14 protein-coding genes are annotated in these 16,836 nt (G+C 70.9%); 8 read left to right on the top strand and 6 right to left on the bottom strand.

Going from position 1 to position 16,836, the window contains the following annotated elements; genetic code table 11:
- Genes VFZ09_RS48575 through VFZ09_RS48560 form a run of 4 tightly spaced genes read right to left on the bottom strand, consistent with a single transcriptional unit; the run spans position 1 to position 3,544 of the window.
- On the bottom strand, positions 1-1,770 hold the full coding sequence (locus VFZ09_RS48575) for a tetratricopeptide repeat protein (protein WP_329734680.1): 1,770 nt from the start codon (positions 1,768-1,770) through the stop codon (positions 1-3).
- Positions 1,771-1,797: 27 nt separating this feature from the next.
- Positions 1,798-2,310 carry a hypothetical protein gene (locus tag VFZ09_RS48570; RefSeq protein ID WP_329734679.1) on the bottom strand — a complete coding sequence of 171 codons (513 nt, stop codon included), beginning with the start codon at positions 2,308-2,310 and terminating at the stop codon, positions 1,798-1,800.
- On the bottom strand, positions 2,307-2,906 hold the full coding sequence (locus tag VFZ09_RS48565) for a hypothetical protein (protein ID WP_329734678.1): 600 nt from the start codon (positions 2,904-2,906) through the stop codon (positions 2,307-2,309). The genes VFZ09_RS48570 and VFZ09_RS48565 overlap by 4 nt, the downstream gene beginning before the upstream one ends.
- A complete protein-coding gene (locus tag VFZ09_RS48560; protein ID WP_329734677.1) occupies positions 2,903-3,544 on the bottom strand; it encodes a sigma-70 family RNA polymerase sigma factor in 642 nt (213 codons plus the stop codon). Before VFZ09_RS48560 ends, VFZ09_RS48565 begins: the two co-directional genes overlap by 4 nt.
- 125 nt (positions 3,545-3,669) lie before the next feature.
- Here VFZ09_RS48560 and VFZ09_RS48555 point away from each other — a divergent pair, with 125 nt between their 5' ends.
- Positions 3,670-4,707, top strand: a complete 1,038-nt coding sequence (locus VFZ09_RS48555) for a hypothetical protein (protein ID WP_329734676.1) — start codon at positions 3,670-3,672, stop codon at positions 4,705-4,707.
- 48 nt (positions 4,708-4,755) lie between these two features.
- Here the strand turns inward: VFZ09_RS48555 and VFZ09_RS48550 are convergent, their stop codons facing one another.
- Entirely contained in the window at positions 4,756-5,409 is a 654-nt protein-coding gene (locus VFZ09_RS48550; protein ID WP_329734675.1) for a TetR/AcrR family transcriptional regulator, read from the bottom strand.
- A gap of 103 nt (positions 5,410-5,512) precedes the next feature.
- On the opposite strand from VFZ09_RS48550, the gene VFZ09_RS48545 reads away from it, so the two are divergent.
- From VFZ09_RS48545 to VFZ09_RS48520, 6 genes are all read left to right on the top strand, one after another.
- Positions 5,513-6,889: a carotenoid oxygenase family protein gene (locus VFZ09_RS48545; RefSeq protein WP_329734674.1), complete on the top strand. Its 1,377-nt coding sequence runs from the start codon at positions 5,513-5,515 to the stop codon at positions 6,887-6,889.
- A 139-nt stretch (positions 6,890-7,028) separates the two neighbouring features.
- A complete protein-coding gene (locus tag VFZ09_RS48540; protein ID WP_329734673.1) occupies positions 7,029-11,444 on the top strand; it encodes a trifunctional serine/threonine-protein kinase/ATP-binding protein/sensor histidine kinase in 4,416 nt (1,471 codons plus the stop codon).
- 218 nt (positions 11,445-11,662) lie between these two features.
- Positions 11,663-12,022, top strand: coding sequence for a hypothetical protein (locus tag VFZ09_RS48535; RefSeq protein ID WP_329734672.1), 360 nt, complete (start codon positions 11,663-11,665; stop codon positions 12,020-12,022).
- Positions 12,023-12,138: 116 nt separating this feature from the next.
- A complete protein-coding gene (locus tag VFZ09_RS48530; RefSeq protein ID WP_329734671.1) occupies positions 12,139-13,170 on the top strand; it encodes an Rpn family recombination-promoting nuclease/putative transposase in 1,032 nt (343 codons plus the stop codon).
- Between the two features lie 469 nt (positions 13,171-13,639).
- Positions 13,640-15,112 carry a S8 family serine peptidase gene (locus VFZ09_RS48525; RefSeq protein WP_329734670.1) on the top strand — a complete coding sequence of 491 codons (1,473 nt, stop codon included), beginning with the start codon at positions 13,640-13,642 and terminating at the stop codon, positions 15,110-15,112.
- A gap of 80 nt (positions 15,113-15,192) precedes the next feature.
- The gene (locus VFZ09_RS48520) at positions 15,193-15,693 is read left to right on the top strand and encodes a hypothetical protein (protein WP_329734669.1); all 501 of its coding nucleotides are present in this window, start codon (positions 15,193-15,195) and stop codon (positions 15,691-15,693) included.
- A 93-nt stretch (positions 15,694-15,786) separates the two neighbouring features.
- Here the strand turns inward: VFZ09_RS48520 and VFZ09_RS48515 are convergent, their stop codons facing one another.
- Positions 15,787-16,041, bottom strand: coding sequence for a hypothetical protein (locus tag VFZ09_RS48515; protein ID WP_329734668.1), 255 nt, complete (start codon positions 16,039-16,041; stop codon positions 15,787-15,789).
- 119 nt (positions 16,042-16,160) lie between these two features.
- Here VFZ09_RS48515 and VFZ09_RS48510 point away from each other — a divergent pair, with 119 nt between their 5' ends.
- Entirely contained in the window at positions 16,161-16,679 is a 519-nt protein-coding gene (locus tag VFZ09_RS48510) for a hypothetical protein (protein ID WP_329734667.1), read from the top strand.
- Positions 16,680-16,836 lie beyond the last annotated feature (157 nt).

Raw genomic sequence — 16,836 nt, 5'->3', positions numbered from 1 at the left:
TCACCACGTGGCGCCCAGCTCCAGCATCACCAGGTGCTTCGTGTAGTTCCCGTTCGTGTAGTCGTAGCGGTGGCACACGTACTCGGGGGCCACGCACGCTCCCGCGGTGTCGGTCAGCCGCGTGTCCACGTTGGAGGCATTCACCAGCAGCTCGTACCGCGCTGAGAGCTGGAGGTGCTTCGACAACCGGGCGCTCACCGCGGGGCCGAGGACGAAGCGGAAGTCCTCTCGCCGGCGCCGGCCCCACTCCTCCACGGCTCCCTCCGCCGTCCGCACCCGCAGGTAGCTGTCGCTCAGGTAGTCACGCCACTCGGCCTCGGCGTTCAGGCTCGCGTCGAGCTGCTCGTTCAGCACCCACCGCGCGGCGGCACCCACCGCGTGCCCCGTCCACGCGAAGGGGATGACGTACGTCCGCGTCGTGTCTCCGGACACGGCCTGCTCCAGCGTTCCGATGCGGTCCTGCCGGTAGCGGTACCACGCGGTGAGCCCCAGGGTCTTCAGGCGGAGCTCCTGGGACAGCGTCGCGTCCAGGCGCTGTCCGGTGAGGAAGTCGAATTCGCTGACGAGCCCGGCCTTGTGCGCGAAGGCCACGTCGAGCCGGCTGCTCGTCCACTCGCTCTCGTCCAGCGCGAGCCACGCCGAGCCACTCACGGAGCCCTGCAGCCCACGGAAGGCCGACAGGCCGGTGAAGAACAGGTCCCCCCAGGACGAGGCGCCCAGGCGCACGCGGCGCGCCACGTCCCACTCCAACGCCACGGCCGCGCGGTGGAGCTGAAGCGAATAGTCCTGCGCGGAGGACAGCGCGTACGCCCGCTGCGTCCCGCCGTAGGAGAGCTCGGTGAACAGCGTGTCCGACAGCCGCCAGCGCGCCACGAGCCCGAGCCCGGCCTCCGCGAAAGCGCTCGCGGTGCCGGTGGAGACATCGCGCGCCGCCACGCCCACCTGCAGCACGTTGCTGTCGAAGCCCAGGCCCGCGCCCGCCGACGCCTGGAATCCCTTCCCCTGGGCGCGCAACCCGAAGGACAGCCGGTCGAGGTAGTCGCGCGCCGTCTGGCTGTCCCGGGGCTCCAGCGGCAGCGCGAGCGCCGAGGTGATGTCCTCGCGCGCCGTCTCGCGCTCCCCCAACCGCCAGGCCGAGGCCCCCGCCATGAGCCGTGCCCGTCCCGAAGCCGTGTCCCCCTTCGCGGCCTGGAGGAAGAAGGCGCGGGCCTCCTCGAAGCGCCCCGCGTCGAAGGACACGAGGCCCTGACGGTACGCCTCCGCCGCCGCGTCCTCGGCGAGCCCCCGCGTACGGGCGACGAGCGCGAGCAGCTCCTCCACCAGCACCGTCTCCCGCTCGGAGGCGCCGGGCCTGGCGCGCTTCGCCCACTGCTCGGCGCGCTCGGGCGAGCCTCCGTCCAACGCCGCGAAACCGGCGTTCACCCACGCGAGGCGTGCGAGCGATTCATCCGGCGTGGCCTCGAGGAAGGCCTGCTCGGCCTCGGCGAAGCGCTCCAGGGCGTAGAGACAGGCGCCCCGGTTGAAGCTCCACCCGGCACGCTCGGGGGCGTCCGGTGCCCGTCCCGCGGCGTCGAGGGCCTCCAGCGCCTCGGTGGGCCGCCCGTCACGAAAGCGCGCCAGCCCCACCAGGTAGAGCGCGGCTCCCTCCTGGGGCGGCTGTGCGGCCTGGAGCGCCAGCCGCTCCGCCTCCGGGTACTGGCCGTCGGCGAATGCCTGCCGTGCCTCGGAGAGCGGGTCCGCCGCGGTCAGCAGCGTCAGGAGGGTGAGCACCGGAAGGAGCATTCCGGCGCAGAGATATCACCGGGGCGGCGGCGGCGGCGGCTGCGATGAGGGGGGCGGCCGGGCGCCATCGGTTCTCGGCGAGGTATGCCGTCCGCGTCCGTCATCGCCCGGACGAGGCGGCCCCGAGCGGCCCGGACCCGCGGGCGGTCCGCGTGTCTCCTGGCCGCGAGGTCCACGGGGCTCCTGGCCGCGAGGCCCCCGGGGCTCCTGCCCGGGCGGTGGCCCGGCCGTGTCACCCCGGGGCGGTGGCGCGGTGCGTTCCACGCGCATCCGTCCGAGCACGGTGTCCACCTGCTCGCCCGGGGCGATGACGTCCACCGTGTGGGAGCTGCGCACGTGGGCGCGCGACTCCGGAGGCGGCGGGGCCGGGGGTGCCGGCCGCTCGGAGGGGGGAGGCACCTCGGGCGCACGGGCCGCTCCGGTGTCCACGGGAGGCGGTGCCGCCGGCGTCTGCGCGTGCGCGGTCCCGGCCACGCACAACGAGAGCGCCGCGAGCACCGCGGAGAGTTGGGCCCGGGTCGTGTTCATCCCTCTGTCACCTCGAGCACCACGTCGTGCTCGATTCGCTGGTCTCCGGTGCGCGCCTCGGCCGTCACGAGGTAGCGGCCCGGCTTCTGCCCGCGCACCGCGATGGGGATGACGTTGCTCCCCGCGTTCAATGCCTGCGTCCACCGGAAGGAGCGCAGCTCGAGCTCCTGCCCATCCGCCCAGAAGGACAGGCCCTCGGGCAGGCTCACCTGGAAGTCCGCCTGCTCCACGGCCACGTCCGCCGTGAAGTCCAGCTTGATGACCGCCACCTTGCTCACCGGCACCTGGGTGCCCGGCGTCTCGAGCGGGCGCGAGGCCTCGGCGAGCACGGCTGGAGGCACCGGCGGCGGCTGCACCGCGCTCATCACCAGGAAGGCCGCGACCCCCGCCGCCGCGCCCATCGCCGGCCAGAGCCAGGGCGCACGCCGCCGGAAGAGCCAACGCACACGGTCCCACCCCGGAGCGGGCTCGGGAGGACCGGCCGCCACCAACCGGCGGTGGAGCGAGGCCTGGAAGCCGCGCTCGGCGGGCTCTTCCCGCAGCCCGGCCAGCCGCTCCCGCAGCGCGCGATCTTCCATGTCTTCGGGCTCAGTCATTTCCCACTCCTACGTCCTTGGGACGAAACACCGCCGTCGGATGTTCCCGCCCCGCCTGTACTCTCCGAGGCCTCTGGCGCCTGCCCGCCCGCCAGCAGGGTGCGCAACAGGGCCCGGCCCCGGGAGAGGCGCGATTTGATCGTCCCGATGGGCACCGCCTCGATGGCGGCGACCTCCTCATAGGTGTGCCCTTCCACGTCGAAGAGTACCACCGCCGTGCGGAACTCCGGGGGAAGGGCGCGCAGGGCCCGCCACAAACGTTGACGTTCCTCCTCTCGGAGCAGGCGCTCGTCGGCCGTATCGGCGGTGGAGGGGGCCTGGGCGTGGTCCGCGGCGAGCGGCTCCTCCAGGGAGCGCTCCCGGCCCGCGCGGCCGCGCAGGGCGTCGAAGAAGGCGTTGCGCACCACGGAGTAGAGCCACGTCTTGAAGGCGGACTGGGAGCGGTACGAGCGCAGGCTCTTGTACACCTTCACCAGGGCCTCCTGCGCCAGGTCATCCACGTCCGCGTCCGAGGACGCGAAGGCCCGCGCGAAGCGGCGCACCTGGGGCAGGTGGGACGAGACGAGGAGCTCGAAGGCGCGGACGTTGCCGTCCTGGGCCTCGGCGATCAATGCGCGCAGCTCCTCGTTCTCACTCACGTTTCCCAGTGTAGCCGCCCGCGCGGGCCGTTCCGCAAGAAGCGGAGCGCGGGTTCCGGGAACACGAAAAATACCCTTTTCGTCCTACGGGTGCGGTTGCGGTGGTGAAACACAAGGGAGCACGAATGAATCACAAGATGAGGGGTGGTCTGTGGCTCGCGGGTGCACTCGTCGCGGGCGCGATGGCGAGTGGTTGCGGCGCGCCGGCGACGGCGGAGGACGCCACGACGATGGTGTCCCAGGCCGTGGAGGCGTCCTCCGACTCGACCGATGCGGTGGAGGTCTCGAGCCTGATGCGCGGGCTGCACGCGGTACGCTCGGACGCGGTGGAGGGCTTCCACTGTGACGCGAGCCCGGACATCACCCACGTGGACGTCTGTGGCAAGAGCCTGCCGGCCACGGTCCACCTCGAGTGGACGGAGTGCGCGGCGCCCATGCGGCCCGGTGGTGGCGGACACGGGGGTGGCGGGCGCGGTGACGGCCGTCGTCCTCCGCCCCCGGGGGAGGGCACGGGAAGCGGAGTGCTCTCGACGCTCTTCGGTGGCCGGCCCGCCCGGGGAGCTCCTCCCACCGATGGCCCCCGTCCCGAGGGCTTTGGCCGGCCGCACGGCGGTCCCTCCAGCGGCACGGTGGACATCACGTACACGTACTCGGCGCCGCCGAACTGCGATGGCGCCATCACGCAGAACCAGGCGGTGACGTTCAGCATCTCGCGCACGGACGACGAGGGCGCCGTCTCGAAGGTGGAGGGCACCAGCGCCTCGAGCGCGGAGCTCATCGGCGACGAGCCGCCGCGCAAGAAGAGCACGGAGTCGGACGTGACGCGCACGCTCACCGACGCGACGGGCGCGGTGGTGCGCTCGGTGCACCTCAAGGGCGCCACCCACGTCGAGTTCTCCAGCGACACGCCCCCGGTCCGCACGCTCAACGGCTTCTACACCGAGGAGTTCCTCGACGGGACGACGGGCGCGGTGACGCTCGAGAGCATCGTGCGGCCTCCGAGGAACGTGTGCCCGTGGCCGACCTCCGGCACCTTGTCGCGGACCAGCAGTGACGGGCAGACGCACGTGCTCGTCTTCGGGCCGGACTGCGGAACCGCGACGCTCGACGGCACCGCCGTGGAGATGCCCGCTCGCGGTGCGGGCGGGAAGGGGCGTCACTGAGACGCCCCCCCTCCAAGCCACCCCCGGGCCGCGCCCTCGTTTCACGACTCAGCGGGAGCGCGAGGGAGGGCTCCGGCGCGACGTGGCCGGGACGTCCTCTCCCGTCACCGCGCGCGCCATCCGCTCCGCGTCCGCGGTGGTGATGCCGAGCGAGGCGAAGATGCCGCTGACGAAGAGGCTGGCCATGCCCTGCGCCAGGGCGCGGCCGTGCAGTTGCTGTATCAGCGGATGAGAAGCGGGGAGGGCGGCGCCCGAGCGCACCAGGGCCGCCAGCTCCGGCCAGAACGTCTCCAGGGTGCCCCGGAGGGCCTCGGGCGCCTCGACGTCATGCTCCGTCGACGCGTAGTCGATGTGCGAGGGATCCGTGGCGATGCGGTAGAGGGCCGGGTTCTCCGCCGCCCAGCGGATGTAGGCCACGCCCGAGAGGCGGAAGGCCTCGAGCGGGTCGGTGCTCCCCCGCGTCGCCGCGACGATGGCCTCGCCGAGCTGGCGGTTGCCCTCGGTGGCGAGCGCGCGCAACAGCGCCGGGCGGTCCGCGAAGTGCTTGTAGGGCGCGGCGGAGGACACGCCGACGCGGCGGCCGACCTCGGCCACGGTGAGCGCGTCCACGCCTTCCTCGCGGATGAGCTCGAGGCTCGCCTCCAGCAGGGCGCGCTTGAGGTCCCCATGGTGGTAGGGGCGCGGGGCCGTCTTTCGGGTCATGTGTGGCTCCGGATTGGACCGGAAACGAAGTCCGTTGCAAAGTAAGTAAGACTCACTTACTTTCAATGCGGTCGCGGGTCCACCCTTCCGAGGAGCAGTGCCGATGAGCCGCCAGAACGCCGTGAGTCCCCTGTTGCGGTCCCTCGCGCGGCCCCACGGCTTCGAGCCGCTGCGGGTCGAGGGACGGCTTCCCGAGGCGCTCCGGGGCACGCTCTTCCGTGCGGGCCCGGGGCTCTTCGAGCGCTTCGGCGCGAGCCTCTCGCACGCGTTCGAGGCGGACGGCGCCATCACCGCGGTGCGCTTCGATGGCCGTGGCGCGCAGGGGGCCTGCCGCATCGTCGAGAGCGCCGGCTACCGTGAGGAGGAGAAGGCGGGGCGGTTCCTCTACAGCTCGGCGGCCTCGTGGCTGGATCGCATGCGCGCCGCGCGCAGCGGGACGGCGAAGACGACGGGGAACACCTCGACCTTCTGGTGGCAGGACCGGCTCTTCGCGCTGATGGAGGGCGGACTGTTGCAGGAGATGAACCCGGACACGCTGGACACGCTCGCGGCCACGGACCTGGGCGTGGTGTCAGGCGCCTTCTCCGCGCACCCGCACCGCGTGGCCTCGCTGCGGACGACCTTCAATTTCGGCGTGCGCTACGGCCCGAAGATGCTCATCGACCTCTACGCGCTGCCGGACGCGGGAGTCCCCTCGAAGCTCGGCACGGTGGAGGCGCCCTGGCTGGGCATGCTGCACGACTTCATCGCGACCGAGCGGCACCTCATCTTCTTCCTGGGGCCGGTGAAGCTCCATCTCCTGCGCGCGATGATGGGCCTCTCCGACTTCACGAAGCTCTTCCAGTGGAAGCCCGAGCTCGGCGCGCGGCTCATCGTCGTCCCGCTGGACGACATCCAGTCCCCTCGGACCTTCGAGCTCGATGCCTTCTGGACCTGGCACTTCGCCAATGCCTTCGAGGACGAGGGCGGTCCGTGTGTCGACCTGTGCCGCTACCCGGAGTTCCGGCTCGACGACATCGGCGAGCTCGAGGAGAAGGGACCGCCTCCGCTGCTGACGCGCCTGCACCTGGACCTGAAGACGGGCAAGGTGCGGGAGACGAGGCTCTTCGACGTCCCCTGCGAGTTCCCGCAGCTGCACCCGCGGGTGCACGGGGCGCGCTACGGCACCCTCTTCGCGCAGACCGAGCGCCGGGGGGCGGACCGGAAGTATTCGGGCGTGACGCGCATCGCGCTCGACGGCGGGAAGGGCGCGGAGTGGGCCGTGCCGGCCGGGCATGTGCCGAGCGAGCCGGTGCTCGTGCCGCGTGGCGAGGCAGAGGACGACGCCTTCGTGCTGGACCTCGTCTATGACGGGACGAGCGATCACTCCTACGTGGCCGTCCTGGATGGGAAGCACCTGGAGGACGGTCCCCTGGCGACCGTGCACTTCGACCACCCCATCCCCGTCACCTTCCACGGGGGCTTCGCCGCCGCGAGCTGAGGCTCCAGGTCGTTATCGCACCCAGAAACGCAGCGATTCCGCACGGGCGCAAGTGGGAGGCTCTAGCGGGTGTGGGACTTCGCGAGGTGCTGGAGCGCGAGAGGTGGCATGATTCCCTTGCCTCCTTCCGGCCCTTCCCATGCGACCCCCTCCCGGCGGTTCCCTCCCCAGTCCACCGCCAGACTCGTGGCCCTCCTCCCACCGCTTGTACGGGCGGGAGACGCACATCGCCCAACTGTTACGGGCTTTCGAGCGGGTGGCCCAGGAAGGCCGGTCGGAGCTCCTCCTGGTCTGTGGCTACTCCGGCATCGGCAAGTCCTCGGTGGTGCACGCGCTGCGCGAGCCCGTGGCCGGCAAGCAGGGATTCTTCCTGAGCGGGAAGGCGGATCAGTTCCAGCAGCACATCCCCTACGCCACCCTGGCGCAGGCCTTCCACGCACTGGCGCGGCAGCTCCTGGCGGGCCCGGATGAACAGCTCGCCCGGTGGCGCGAGCGGCTGCGCGACGCCCTCGGCGAACAGGGCCAGCTCCTCGTGGATGTGGTGCCCCTGCTCGAACAGGTGCTGGGCCGGCAGCCCGCCCTCCCCGAGCTCCCCCACGGTGAGGCCCAGCATCGCTTCCACCGGCTGGTCCAACGCTTCCTCGGCGTGTTCGCCGGGTCCTCCCGCCCGCTCGTCCTGTTCCTGGATGACCTGCAGTGGATCGACCTGGCCAGCCTCCAGCTCCTTCAATACCTGCTCACCCGCCCGGGGACGCCGCCGCTGCTGCTGGCCGGCGCCTACCGCGACAACGAGGTGAGTCCCTCCCATGCGCTGGCGCTGGCGCTGACGGAGCTGCGCGAGGCGGGGGTGCGCATGTCGGAGCTGCGGCTCGAGCCGCTGAGCCGCGAGCACGTCCAGCAGCTCGTCGCGGATTCGCTCCCGGGCGCGGCGGAGAGCACGGTCGGGCCCCTGTCCGCCCTCGTCCACGAGAAGACGGGCGGCAATCCGTTCTTCATCACCCGCTTCCTGCTGACGTTGCACCAGGACGGCCTGCTGACCCGGACGCCGGAAGGGGAGTGGCGGTGGGATGCCGCGGGCGTCCGGGCCCGGGGCTACTCCGGCAACGTCGCCGACTTCATGGTGAGCCGGCTGCGCCAGTTGCCCGTCCGGACGCAGCTCCTGCTGCAGCTCGCCGCGTGCGTGGGCAATGTCTTCCCGCGCCAGCTCCTGGTCATCGTCTCCGGCGCGGAGCCGGGCGAGGTGGAGGCGGGCCTGGAGGAGGTGTTGCGCGAGGGCATGTTGGTGGCCCAGGGTCCGGAGCAGTACCGGTTCGCCCATGACCGCATCCAGCAGGCGGCCCATGCGCTCATCCCCGAGCGGGAGCGCGAGGCCGTGCACCTGCGCATCGGCCGCCTGATGTTGGCGAGCCTGCCCCCGGAGCAGGTGCACGAGAAGATCTTCGACGTGGTGGGGCAGCTCAACGCGGGGGTGGCGCAGATCTCCGACGCGGGAGAGCGCCACCGCCTCGCCCGGCTGAACGCCGAGGCGGGCGGGAAGGCGCGGGCCTCCACCGCGTTCCGCTCGGCCGTGGACCACTTCACGTTGGCCTTCTCGCTCATCCCCGGAGAGCCCTGGGAGACGGACCCCGAGCTGGCGTTCAAGCTCCAGCTGGACCGGGCCCACGGTGAGTTCATGGGTGGCAACGCCGCCGAGGCCCGTCGCCTGGTGCTGGAGCTCCTGCCGCGGGTCCGCACCCGGGTGCAACTGGCGGCCGTCTACCGCCTGCGCAACGACATCCTGCTCGCCGCCAACGACATCCAGGGCGCCATCACCTGCCTCCTGGAGTGCCTGGCCCGGATGGGCATGCACATGTCGCCCCACCCCTCGCGCGAGGAGGTGGAGGCCGCCAACGCGGAGGTGTGGACCCTGATGGGGGAGCGCCCCATCGAGCGCCTCGTCGAGCTGCCCCTCATGACCGACCCGGACACCCGGGCGCTCATGGACGTGCTCGCCGCGCTGTTCACGCCGGCCATCTACAGCGACCCGAACCTGCTCGCGCTCCACCTGTGCCGGATGGTCTCCCTGAGCCTCCAGCACGGCAACACCGAGGCGTCCGTCCATGGGTACGGCTGGTACGGCCTGGTGCTGGGGTCGCTCTTCGCGCGCTACCCGGAAGGCCATGCCTTCGGGTTGCTCGCGTGCGCGCTGGCCGAGCGCCACGGCTTCTCCTCCGCGCGGGGACGGGCGCTCTACGCCCTGGAGATGACGAGCTGCTGGGTCCGGCCGCTCTCCCGCTCGCTGCAGTACGCGCGCGATGCCTTCCTCCACGCGCTGCACGGCGGGGACTTCCAGATCGCCTGCTATTGCAGCAACCACATCGTCACGGACCGCCTCACCCTGGGCCACCCCCTGGAGGAGGTCTACCAGGAGTCCGTCGCGCGCCTCCACTTCGCGCGCCGCGCCGGCTTCCCGGCCGTGGAGGACGTCATCCACCACGTGCAGTGCTACGTGCAGCAGATGCGCGGGCTGTCGCGCTCGTTCGAGACGCTGAGCAGCGACACCTTCGACGAGGCGTCCTTCGAGGCCGGCATGGCCTCCGAGCACATGGGCGCCTGCTGGTATTGGATCATCCAGCTGCAGTCGCGCTTCATGAGCGGGGATTTCGCGCGCGCGCTGGAGGCGGGGAACCGGGCCGCCGGGCTCACCTGGACCTCGCTCGGCCACATCCAGCTCCTGAGCTTCCACCTCTACCGGGCGCTGGCGCTGGCGGCGTGCCATCCGTCAGCACCGCCGGAGGAGCAGCGGCGGTACCTCGAGGAGATGCGGCGGCACCACCGGCAACTGGCGGAGTGGGCGGGCCATTGTCCCGACACCTTCCGTGCTCCCGAGCGGATGGTGTCCGCGGAGCTCGCCCGCCTCACCGGCCATCTGGAGGAGGCGCTCCAGGCCTACGAGGAGGCCATCCACTCCGCGCGCGCGCACGGCTTCCTCCAGAACGTGGCCCTGGCCAGCGAGCTCGCGGCGAGGTTCTGGCGCGAGCGGCGGGCCGCCACCGTCTCCGACACCTATGCCCGGCAGGCCCGCGAGGCCTATGTGAAATGGGGCGCCCTGGGGAAGGTCCGGCAACTGGAGGCGCTGTGGCCCCAGCTCGTCTCCTTCGTGGCGCCTTCCGCCTCCCCGCCCGAGCCGGGAATGAGGGCGCAGGAGGACGCGCTCTCCGCGGTGCGGGCCCTCGCCGGGGAGCTGGACCTCGGGCGGCTGACGGCGGCGCTGGTGCGTGTGGCCGTCGAGCACGCGGAGGCCCAGCGGGGGGTGGTGCTGCTCGCGCGGGAAGGCGTGCTCTCGATCGCGGCGCGCTCGGAGCCCGGGGAGGACGCGCTGCCCTGGAGCCTGCTCGCCTACGTGCAGCGCACCGGGGAGCACGTGCTCATCGCCGATGCCTCCCTGCCGCACCCGTTCTCGTCGGATGTCTACTTCGGGCGCGGCGGGCTCCGGTCGGTGCTCTGCCTGCCGCTGGGGAGTCCGGAGAATCTCCGGGGAGTGCTGTACCTGGAGAACCGCGTGTCTTCCCAGGCCTTCACCCCGGCGCGCCTGTCGCTGCTCGGACACCTGGCCGCCCAGGCCGCGCTCTTCCTCGAGAGCGCGCGGCGGTACGCCGAGCTCCAGCGCTCCGAGGCCTCGCTGCGGAGTGCCAATGACGCGCTCACGCAGCGCGTGGAGGAGCAGACGTGGCGGCTCGAGCAGGCCCAGGCGCGGCTGGCGGACGCCACGCGCGAGGCGGGGCTGGGCGAGATGATCGCCAGCGTGCTGCACAACGTGGGCAACGTCCTCACCAGCGCCCTGCTCAATGCCCAGATGCTCAACGAGAAGGTGAGCACCTCGCGCATGGTCCGGCTCAAGCAGCTCACGGACCTGCTCGAGACGCACCGGGAGCACCTGGGGGAGTTCCTGACACGGGAGCAGCAGGGCGCGCAGCTCCTGGAGTACCTCTTCAGCCTGTCGGATGAGCTGCTGCGCGAGCACGCGTCGATGAAGCAGAGCGCGGGGAAGTTGAACGAGCACCTCGAGCACCTGCGCGCCATCCTCCAGGTCCAGCAGTCCTATTCACGCGGCTCGCTCCTGCCCGAGGAGTTCCCGCTCTCGCAGTTGGTGGAGGATGCCTTGAGCATCCAACTGCCCGCGCTCCAGCGGCATGGCATCACCGTGACGCGGGAGTTCCGCGCGCAACCGAGGGCGCGGCTGGACAAGCACCGGGTGTTGCAGATCCTCATCAACCTGCTCACCAACGCGCGCAACGCGATGAGCGAGATGCCCGAGACGCGGCGTCGGCTGCTCGTGCGGTTGGACGCGGAGGGGAGCACGGCGCGCATCCAGGTGGTGGACAGCGGCAAGGGGATCGCGCCGGAGCACCGCGAGCGGTTGTTCTCACTGGGCTTCACCACGCGCGCGGACGGGCAGGGGCTGGGGCTGCACTCGAGCGCGCTGGCGGCGAAGTCACTGGGAGGGCGGCTCACGCTGGAGAGCGACGGGCCGGGCCAGGGCGCCACGGCCACGCTGGAGCTGCCGCTCGCGTGAGCGGGCCCCCGTGGCTACGAAGCCACTTCCTTGGGGTACTTTGGACTCCAATAAAGCGGCGACTTCTATTAATCCTTGGTATTCGCGAATAGCCAGTAGGGCGCAGAAGCCTGCCCTGCAGGTCGGCTGGTCGCTGTGAGGACCGAGCACGAGATTCCGCTACGAACTGGACGGCAACCACACCGACGGTTCACTTCCCTCGCCCAAAGGAAACACTCGTGAAGACCAGACTGAGCCGCGTGTGCCTGTTCGTCCTCGGAATCACTCTCGCTGTCGGGTGCGGCCCCGCCGACATGCAGGAGCAGGACACCTTCGAGAGCCCCACCACACCCATCGTCATCGATGAAGCGCCTACCGGAGACGGAGACCAGGTCTCCCAGGATGACGCGACGCAGGAAGAGGACAGGGCCGTCGGGGACCTTTCCGCATGCTGCTTCGTCAAGTGCAAGGGGGATACGGCTTACAGAGGCCCGTTCCCGAAGGTCAAATATGGGAACTGCACCGAATTCGGTGCCTACTATTGCGGCCAGCATCACAAGCGCGTCGAACACGTCAAGTGGGGCGACTGTAATTGCTAGGCATTGCCCGCGGAAGGTGTCCGCGGAAGGTGTCAGAGGATTTGTAATGCCTCTGGACGACACCCCGTTGAAGGTCGTGCGCCGCTGGCCCGCCGCATGCTTGAGCGCGGCTGGCCATGTCTGGACCGCATGACCTCTTCGCCCGCTACACCTTCGGTCATCCCGAGCGGGCCGCCGCTGAACTGCGCGCGGTGCTGCCCGCGCACATCGTCTCGGAAGTGGACTGGGCGTCCCTGAGGCGAGAGCCTGTCAGCGTGGTGGACCCGGAGCTGCGCGAGACCGAGAGCGATCTGCTCTTCACTGCGCGCCTGCGCACGGGCCAGCCGCTGCTGTTGTACGTGTTGCTGGAACACCAGTCATCGGTGGATTCGTGGATGGCGCTGCGGATGCTGCGCTACGTGGTGCGGCAGGTGGAGCGTTGGAGACAGGAACACCCGCGGAGTACGCGGCTGCCGGTCATCATCCCGCTCGTCATGTACCACGGGGCGGATGGCGTCTGGACGGCGCCGCGCCGGGTGGAGGACCTCTTCGAACTGCCGGATGGGGAAGAGGCACGGGCGCAATGGCGAGCGCTGGTGCCGCGATTCGAGTACCTGCTCGATGACCTGACGGCCGAGCGGGAGGTGGCGCTGCGAGCGCGTTCCGGTCCACCTCTGGCCCGGCTGGCGTGGCTGGTGCTGCGTTACGGACGTACCGGGGAACTGGCCCGGAAGCTGCCGGAGTGGGTGGCGCTCTTCGCCCAGGTGTACGCGGACACCGGGGGCGCCGAGCATCTGGTGGTGGTCATCCGTTACCTGCTGTGGGTGGGGAAGGATGCGGCCGTCCACGCAGCGGCGAAACGGGTGTTAAATTCGGTGCTGGATGAGCAGCGCGCGGAGGAGTTGATGGGCAGCTGGGCCGAGGAAATGATCGAGCGGGGCGTCCAGAAGGGTCTGGTCAGGGGCCGGCAGGAGGGCCGGGCGGAGGGGTTGCAGCAGGGGCTGAGCGAGGCCATCCTGCGGATCCTCACCGCGCGCGGCGTGTCCGTCGAGGAGGGGGCCCGACAGCGCATCCTCACCTGCACGGACATGGCCACCCTCGACCGCTGGTTCGACCGCGCCCTGAACGCCACGACTCTCTCCGACGTGCTGGACGAGCGCGCGCAGTAGACGCGCCCTTCCGACCCCTCCTGCTTCCACTTCCACTGGCCGTCACGCTTCACGAGCAGGGAGGTGTTGCGGCCGGTGATCTTCTGCTTGCCCTGGGTCATCGTGAAGTCGTCGATGACGCTCACCAGCGAGTCCGAGAGGACGGAGATCGTCGGCTGCCTCGCACCGCTCCTGCCTGGCACATGCCGGGAGTGACGGAGTAGCCCTTGGGAAGCTCGTCCTCGGTCGAGACCTGTCCTTTGTCCGTGGAGAGTGAATCGCGACGTCGATGTCACGGTGAACCGGGGCAATGCTGTCAGGGTGGACCCCGGCGCCCAGGTGGAGACCCCGGGCGCCGTACTTCCCAAGGCGGAGATGGTGAGCGGCCGCGAATCGAGCCAGCACATTCACGTTCCTCGCGATTGTCTTGTTGTGCAAGTAAAGCTCGTTTAGCTTGTTTCCTCCGAGACACAGTGAAGGAAACATGCACATGAAGACAACGAGCCGGGCATTGAGTTCGTGGGTGGTGGCCCTCGGGCTGGCGGGGAGCGGGGGCGCGCTGGCGGCGCCGGCCCTGGAGGCCGCGCGGGCGGCCGGTGAGGAGCAGGTCCGCGCGCTGGGCGGCGAGGCCTGGGTGGAGCGGAACCTGCTGGAGATCAAGTTCCACGAGAACCAGTACATCCGCCTGCGCAACGGCGCGCCGACGGACCTCGGGGGCCGGGGGTTGCGCCACGCGCAGGCGCACGAACTGCTGCGGCAGGTGGCGGGTGGGCAGTGGTCGCGCTCGCACCAGGTGGCCGAGGAGGCGCTGGAGGCGCTGCGCTCCGAGGGCGAGCTGCGCACCCGCGAGGCGCTGCCGGACCTGAACCTGTACTTCCAGCTGCGGCTGCCACCGGGACTGGACACGGAGCGCATCGCGGCGGCCTTCCGGCAGCTCCCGGAGGTGGAGGCCGTCTACCGCGTGCCCCTCCCGGCGCCGTCCCCCGTGGCGCCTGACTACTACACGGTGAGCTCCGGCTCCTACCAGAAGTACCAGGACGCGGCGCCCGCGGGCGTGGACGGGCGCTACGCCGGCACCCTGGTGGGCGCGCGCGGCACCGGGGTGAAGATCTGCGACGTCGAGTACAGCTACAACGCCTCGCACGTGGACCTGGGGACGGTGACGCTGGTGGGCAGCGCTCCGGTGGATCCCTACAACAACAACAACCACGGCACCGCGGTGCTCGGCGTCTACGGCGCGGTCGCCAACACCGAGGGCGTGACGGGCATCGCCTACGCCGCGCAGAAGCTGTTCGCGGCGGCCAACACCGCGTCCGGCTACAACGTGGGCGCGGCCGTCACCACCTGCGCGGCCAACATCTCCGCCGGTGACGTCATCGTCATCGAGCAGCAGATGAGCGGCCCCATCAGCGGCAAGTTCGTGCCGGTGGAGTGGTACAAGCCGTGGTACGACGCCATCCGCACGGCGGTGGCCGCCAACAAGATCGTCGTCGAGGCGGCGGGCAACGGCTCGCAGAACCTGGACGATCCCATGTACAGCACGGGCAACAACGGGCACTACCCCTTCCTGGCGCAGAACGACTCGGGCGCCATCATCGTCGGGGCTGGCAAGTCGCCCGCCTATGGCACCGCGGCGCGCTCCGCTCATGACTTCTCCACCTACGGCTCCACGGTGGACCTGCAGGGCTGGGGCGATGGCGTGGTGACGACCGGCTACGGCACCCTCTACAGCGCCGAGGGCGTCAACCGCTACTTCGCCAGCGGGTTCAACGGCACCTCGAGCGCCACGCCCGTCGTCGCCGGCTCGGTGGCCAGCCTCCAGGGCCGCTACAAGTCCCTGTACGGCACCACCCTGTCGCCGGCCTCGGTCAAGTCCCGCCTGCGCACCTACGGCACCGCGCAGACGGGCACCAAGAACATCGGCCCCCTGCCGGACCTCCGGCGGGCGCTCACCGGCCTGTAGGCTGGAGCAGGGCTATCGCGCCTGGGGGGCTGTCCGTGTGGGGCGGCCCCCCTTTGCATTTCCCTGGAGGAAAGACAGGCATGCACGAAGCAACGAGCCGGGTGTGGTACGGGTGGGGGGTGTGGCTGATGTTGGCCGCGGGGTGCACGGCGCCAGGCCGGGTACCGGCGGATGCGGGAGCCGAGCCCCGCCCGGCGCCAGGGGTGGAGGCGCCGCGCGCCGAGCCGGACACCCTGGAGATCAAATTCCGCGAGGGCCAGCACATCCGGCTGCGCGACGGCGTGCCCACGGACGTCGCGGGCCAGGGGCTTCTCACCCACGCACGGGCGCGGGAGCTGCTGCGGCAGGTGGCGGGAGGGCAGTGGACACGCTCGCAGGAGGTGTCCGAGGAGACGTTGGACGCGATGCGGGCCGAGGGCCAGCGCAACACCGGCCAGCCCCTGCCGGACCTGAACCTGTACTTCCGGCTGCGGCTGCCACCGGGACCGGACACGGAGCGCATCGCGGCGGCCTTCCGGCAACTCCCGGAGGTGGAGAGCGTCCAGACCGTCCCACGCCCCGCGCCCGCACCGGGAAGGTGAAGGGAGGCTCGGCTCCTCTGGGTTTCGGCCACAATGCGCGTGCGGGCTGTTCGGTCGAGCCTCCAGGAGCTTCCCGATGATGAAGACCCGAAGTCACCTCGCCGCCCTCTGGCTCACCTGTCTGTTGGGGCTCTCCAGCCTGGGCGCGGCCCCCGTGGAGCCAGCGCCTCCCGCCGCCGAGCCGGAGGAGGAGCGGTTGGTGCGATTGCTGCTCCAGTTGAGCAGGATGAACGCTCGAGAGCGGACGGCCGTCACCTTCGAGCTCCACTGCGAGGATGTCGTCGTGCGCTGGGAGCCGCTCCAACGCGTCGCGAAGAATCCTCGCGCGCTCGAGGCGGCGCGGCGCATCCTGAAGTTTCACCTTCGAAATGACCAGGGCCCTCAGTACGTCGCCGCGGCCCTCCTGGCCTCGTCCGGCGATCGCGGCCCGAAGACCCGCAAGTACCTGAAGGAGGGCCACTCCACCTGTGTCGAGCCCGCCGGAGCTGCGCGCCTCGCTGGAGCGCCTCACGGCGCGCTCGCCCGGGGCCGTGCTGAGCGCCGTGTCCTGGGCGCCCGACTCCAAGCCCACGTGCGAGCCGTTCAAGGCGTGGCGCGAGGTGCCGGACCCCAACTCCCGCCTCACCACGGTGTGCTCGGGGGCCGCGCCGGAGGGCAGGCGGCTCTGCTACGTCCAGCGCCGGCGCACCTTCACCTCCGGCGAGAAGGGCAGCGCCTCCGCGTGTACCCAGTGGTGCCGCTCGGAGGACTGGGTGGACATGAGCGGGGAGGCCCCCCGCATCTTCCAGTCCGTGCACTATTGCGAAGCGGGGGATTACCTCCCGGGCGGTACCTTCCCCCTTGCCTCCCTGGTGCTGGACGGACGCACGTACCTCCTCACGCCCAGCACCTGTTACGAAGGGTGCAACGGCTTCGGGATACTGGACGTGTCCAAGGACGACATGCGCATGGAGCTCCACCGCGACTCCACGGCGGTCTGCGATTGACGGGGGGGTGGGCGCCTGCTCCCCGGACGGCCGGGACGCGCGGACGGGCAAAACCCGCCCTGCCGGCTCCCGGGCTCCGGGCTACACTGGGCACCCCCCGCTCCCATGAACCGCAAGGCCCTCGCCTCCGTGCTCCTGCTGTGCATCGCGCTCGCCA

It is taken from the genome of Archangium sp. (genome assembly GCF_036277355.1).
Lineage (GTDB): Bacteria > Myxococcota > Myxococcia > Myxococcales > Myxococcaceae > Archangium.
Note: the sequence above shows the minus strand (reverse complement) of the source record. Positions and strands in the feature narration are given on the sequence as shown.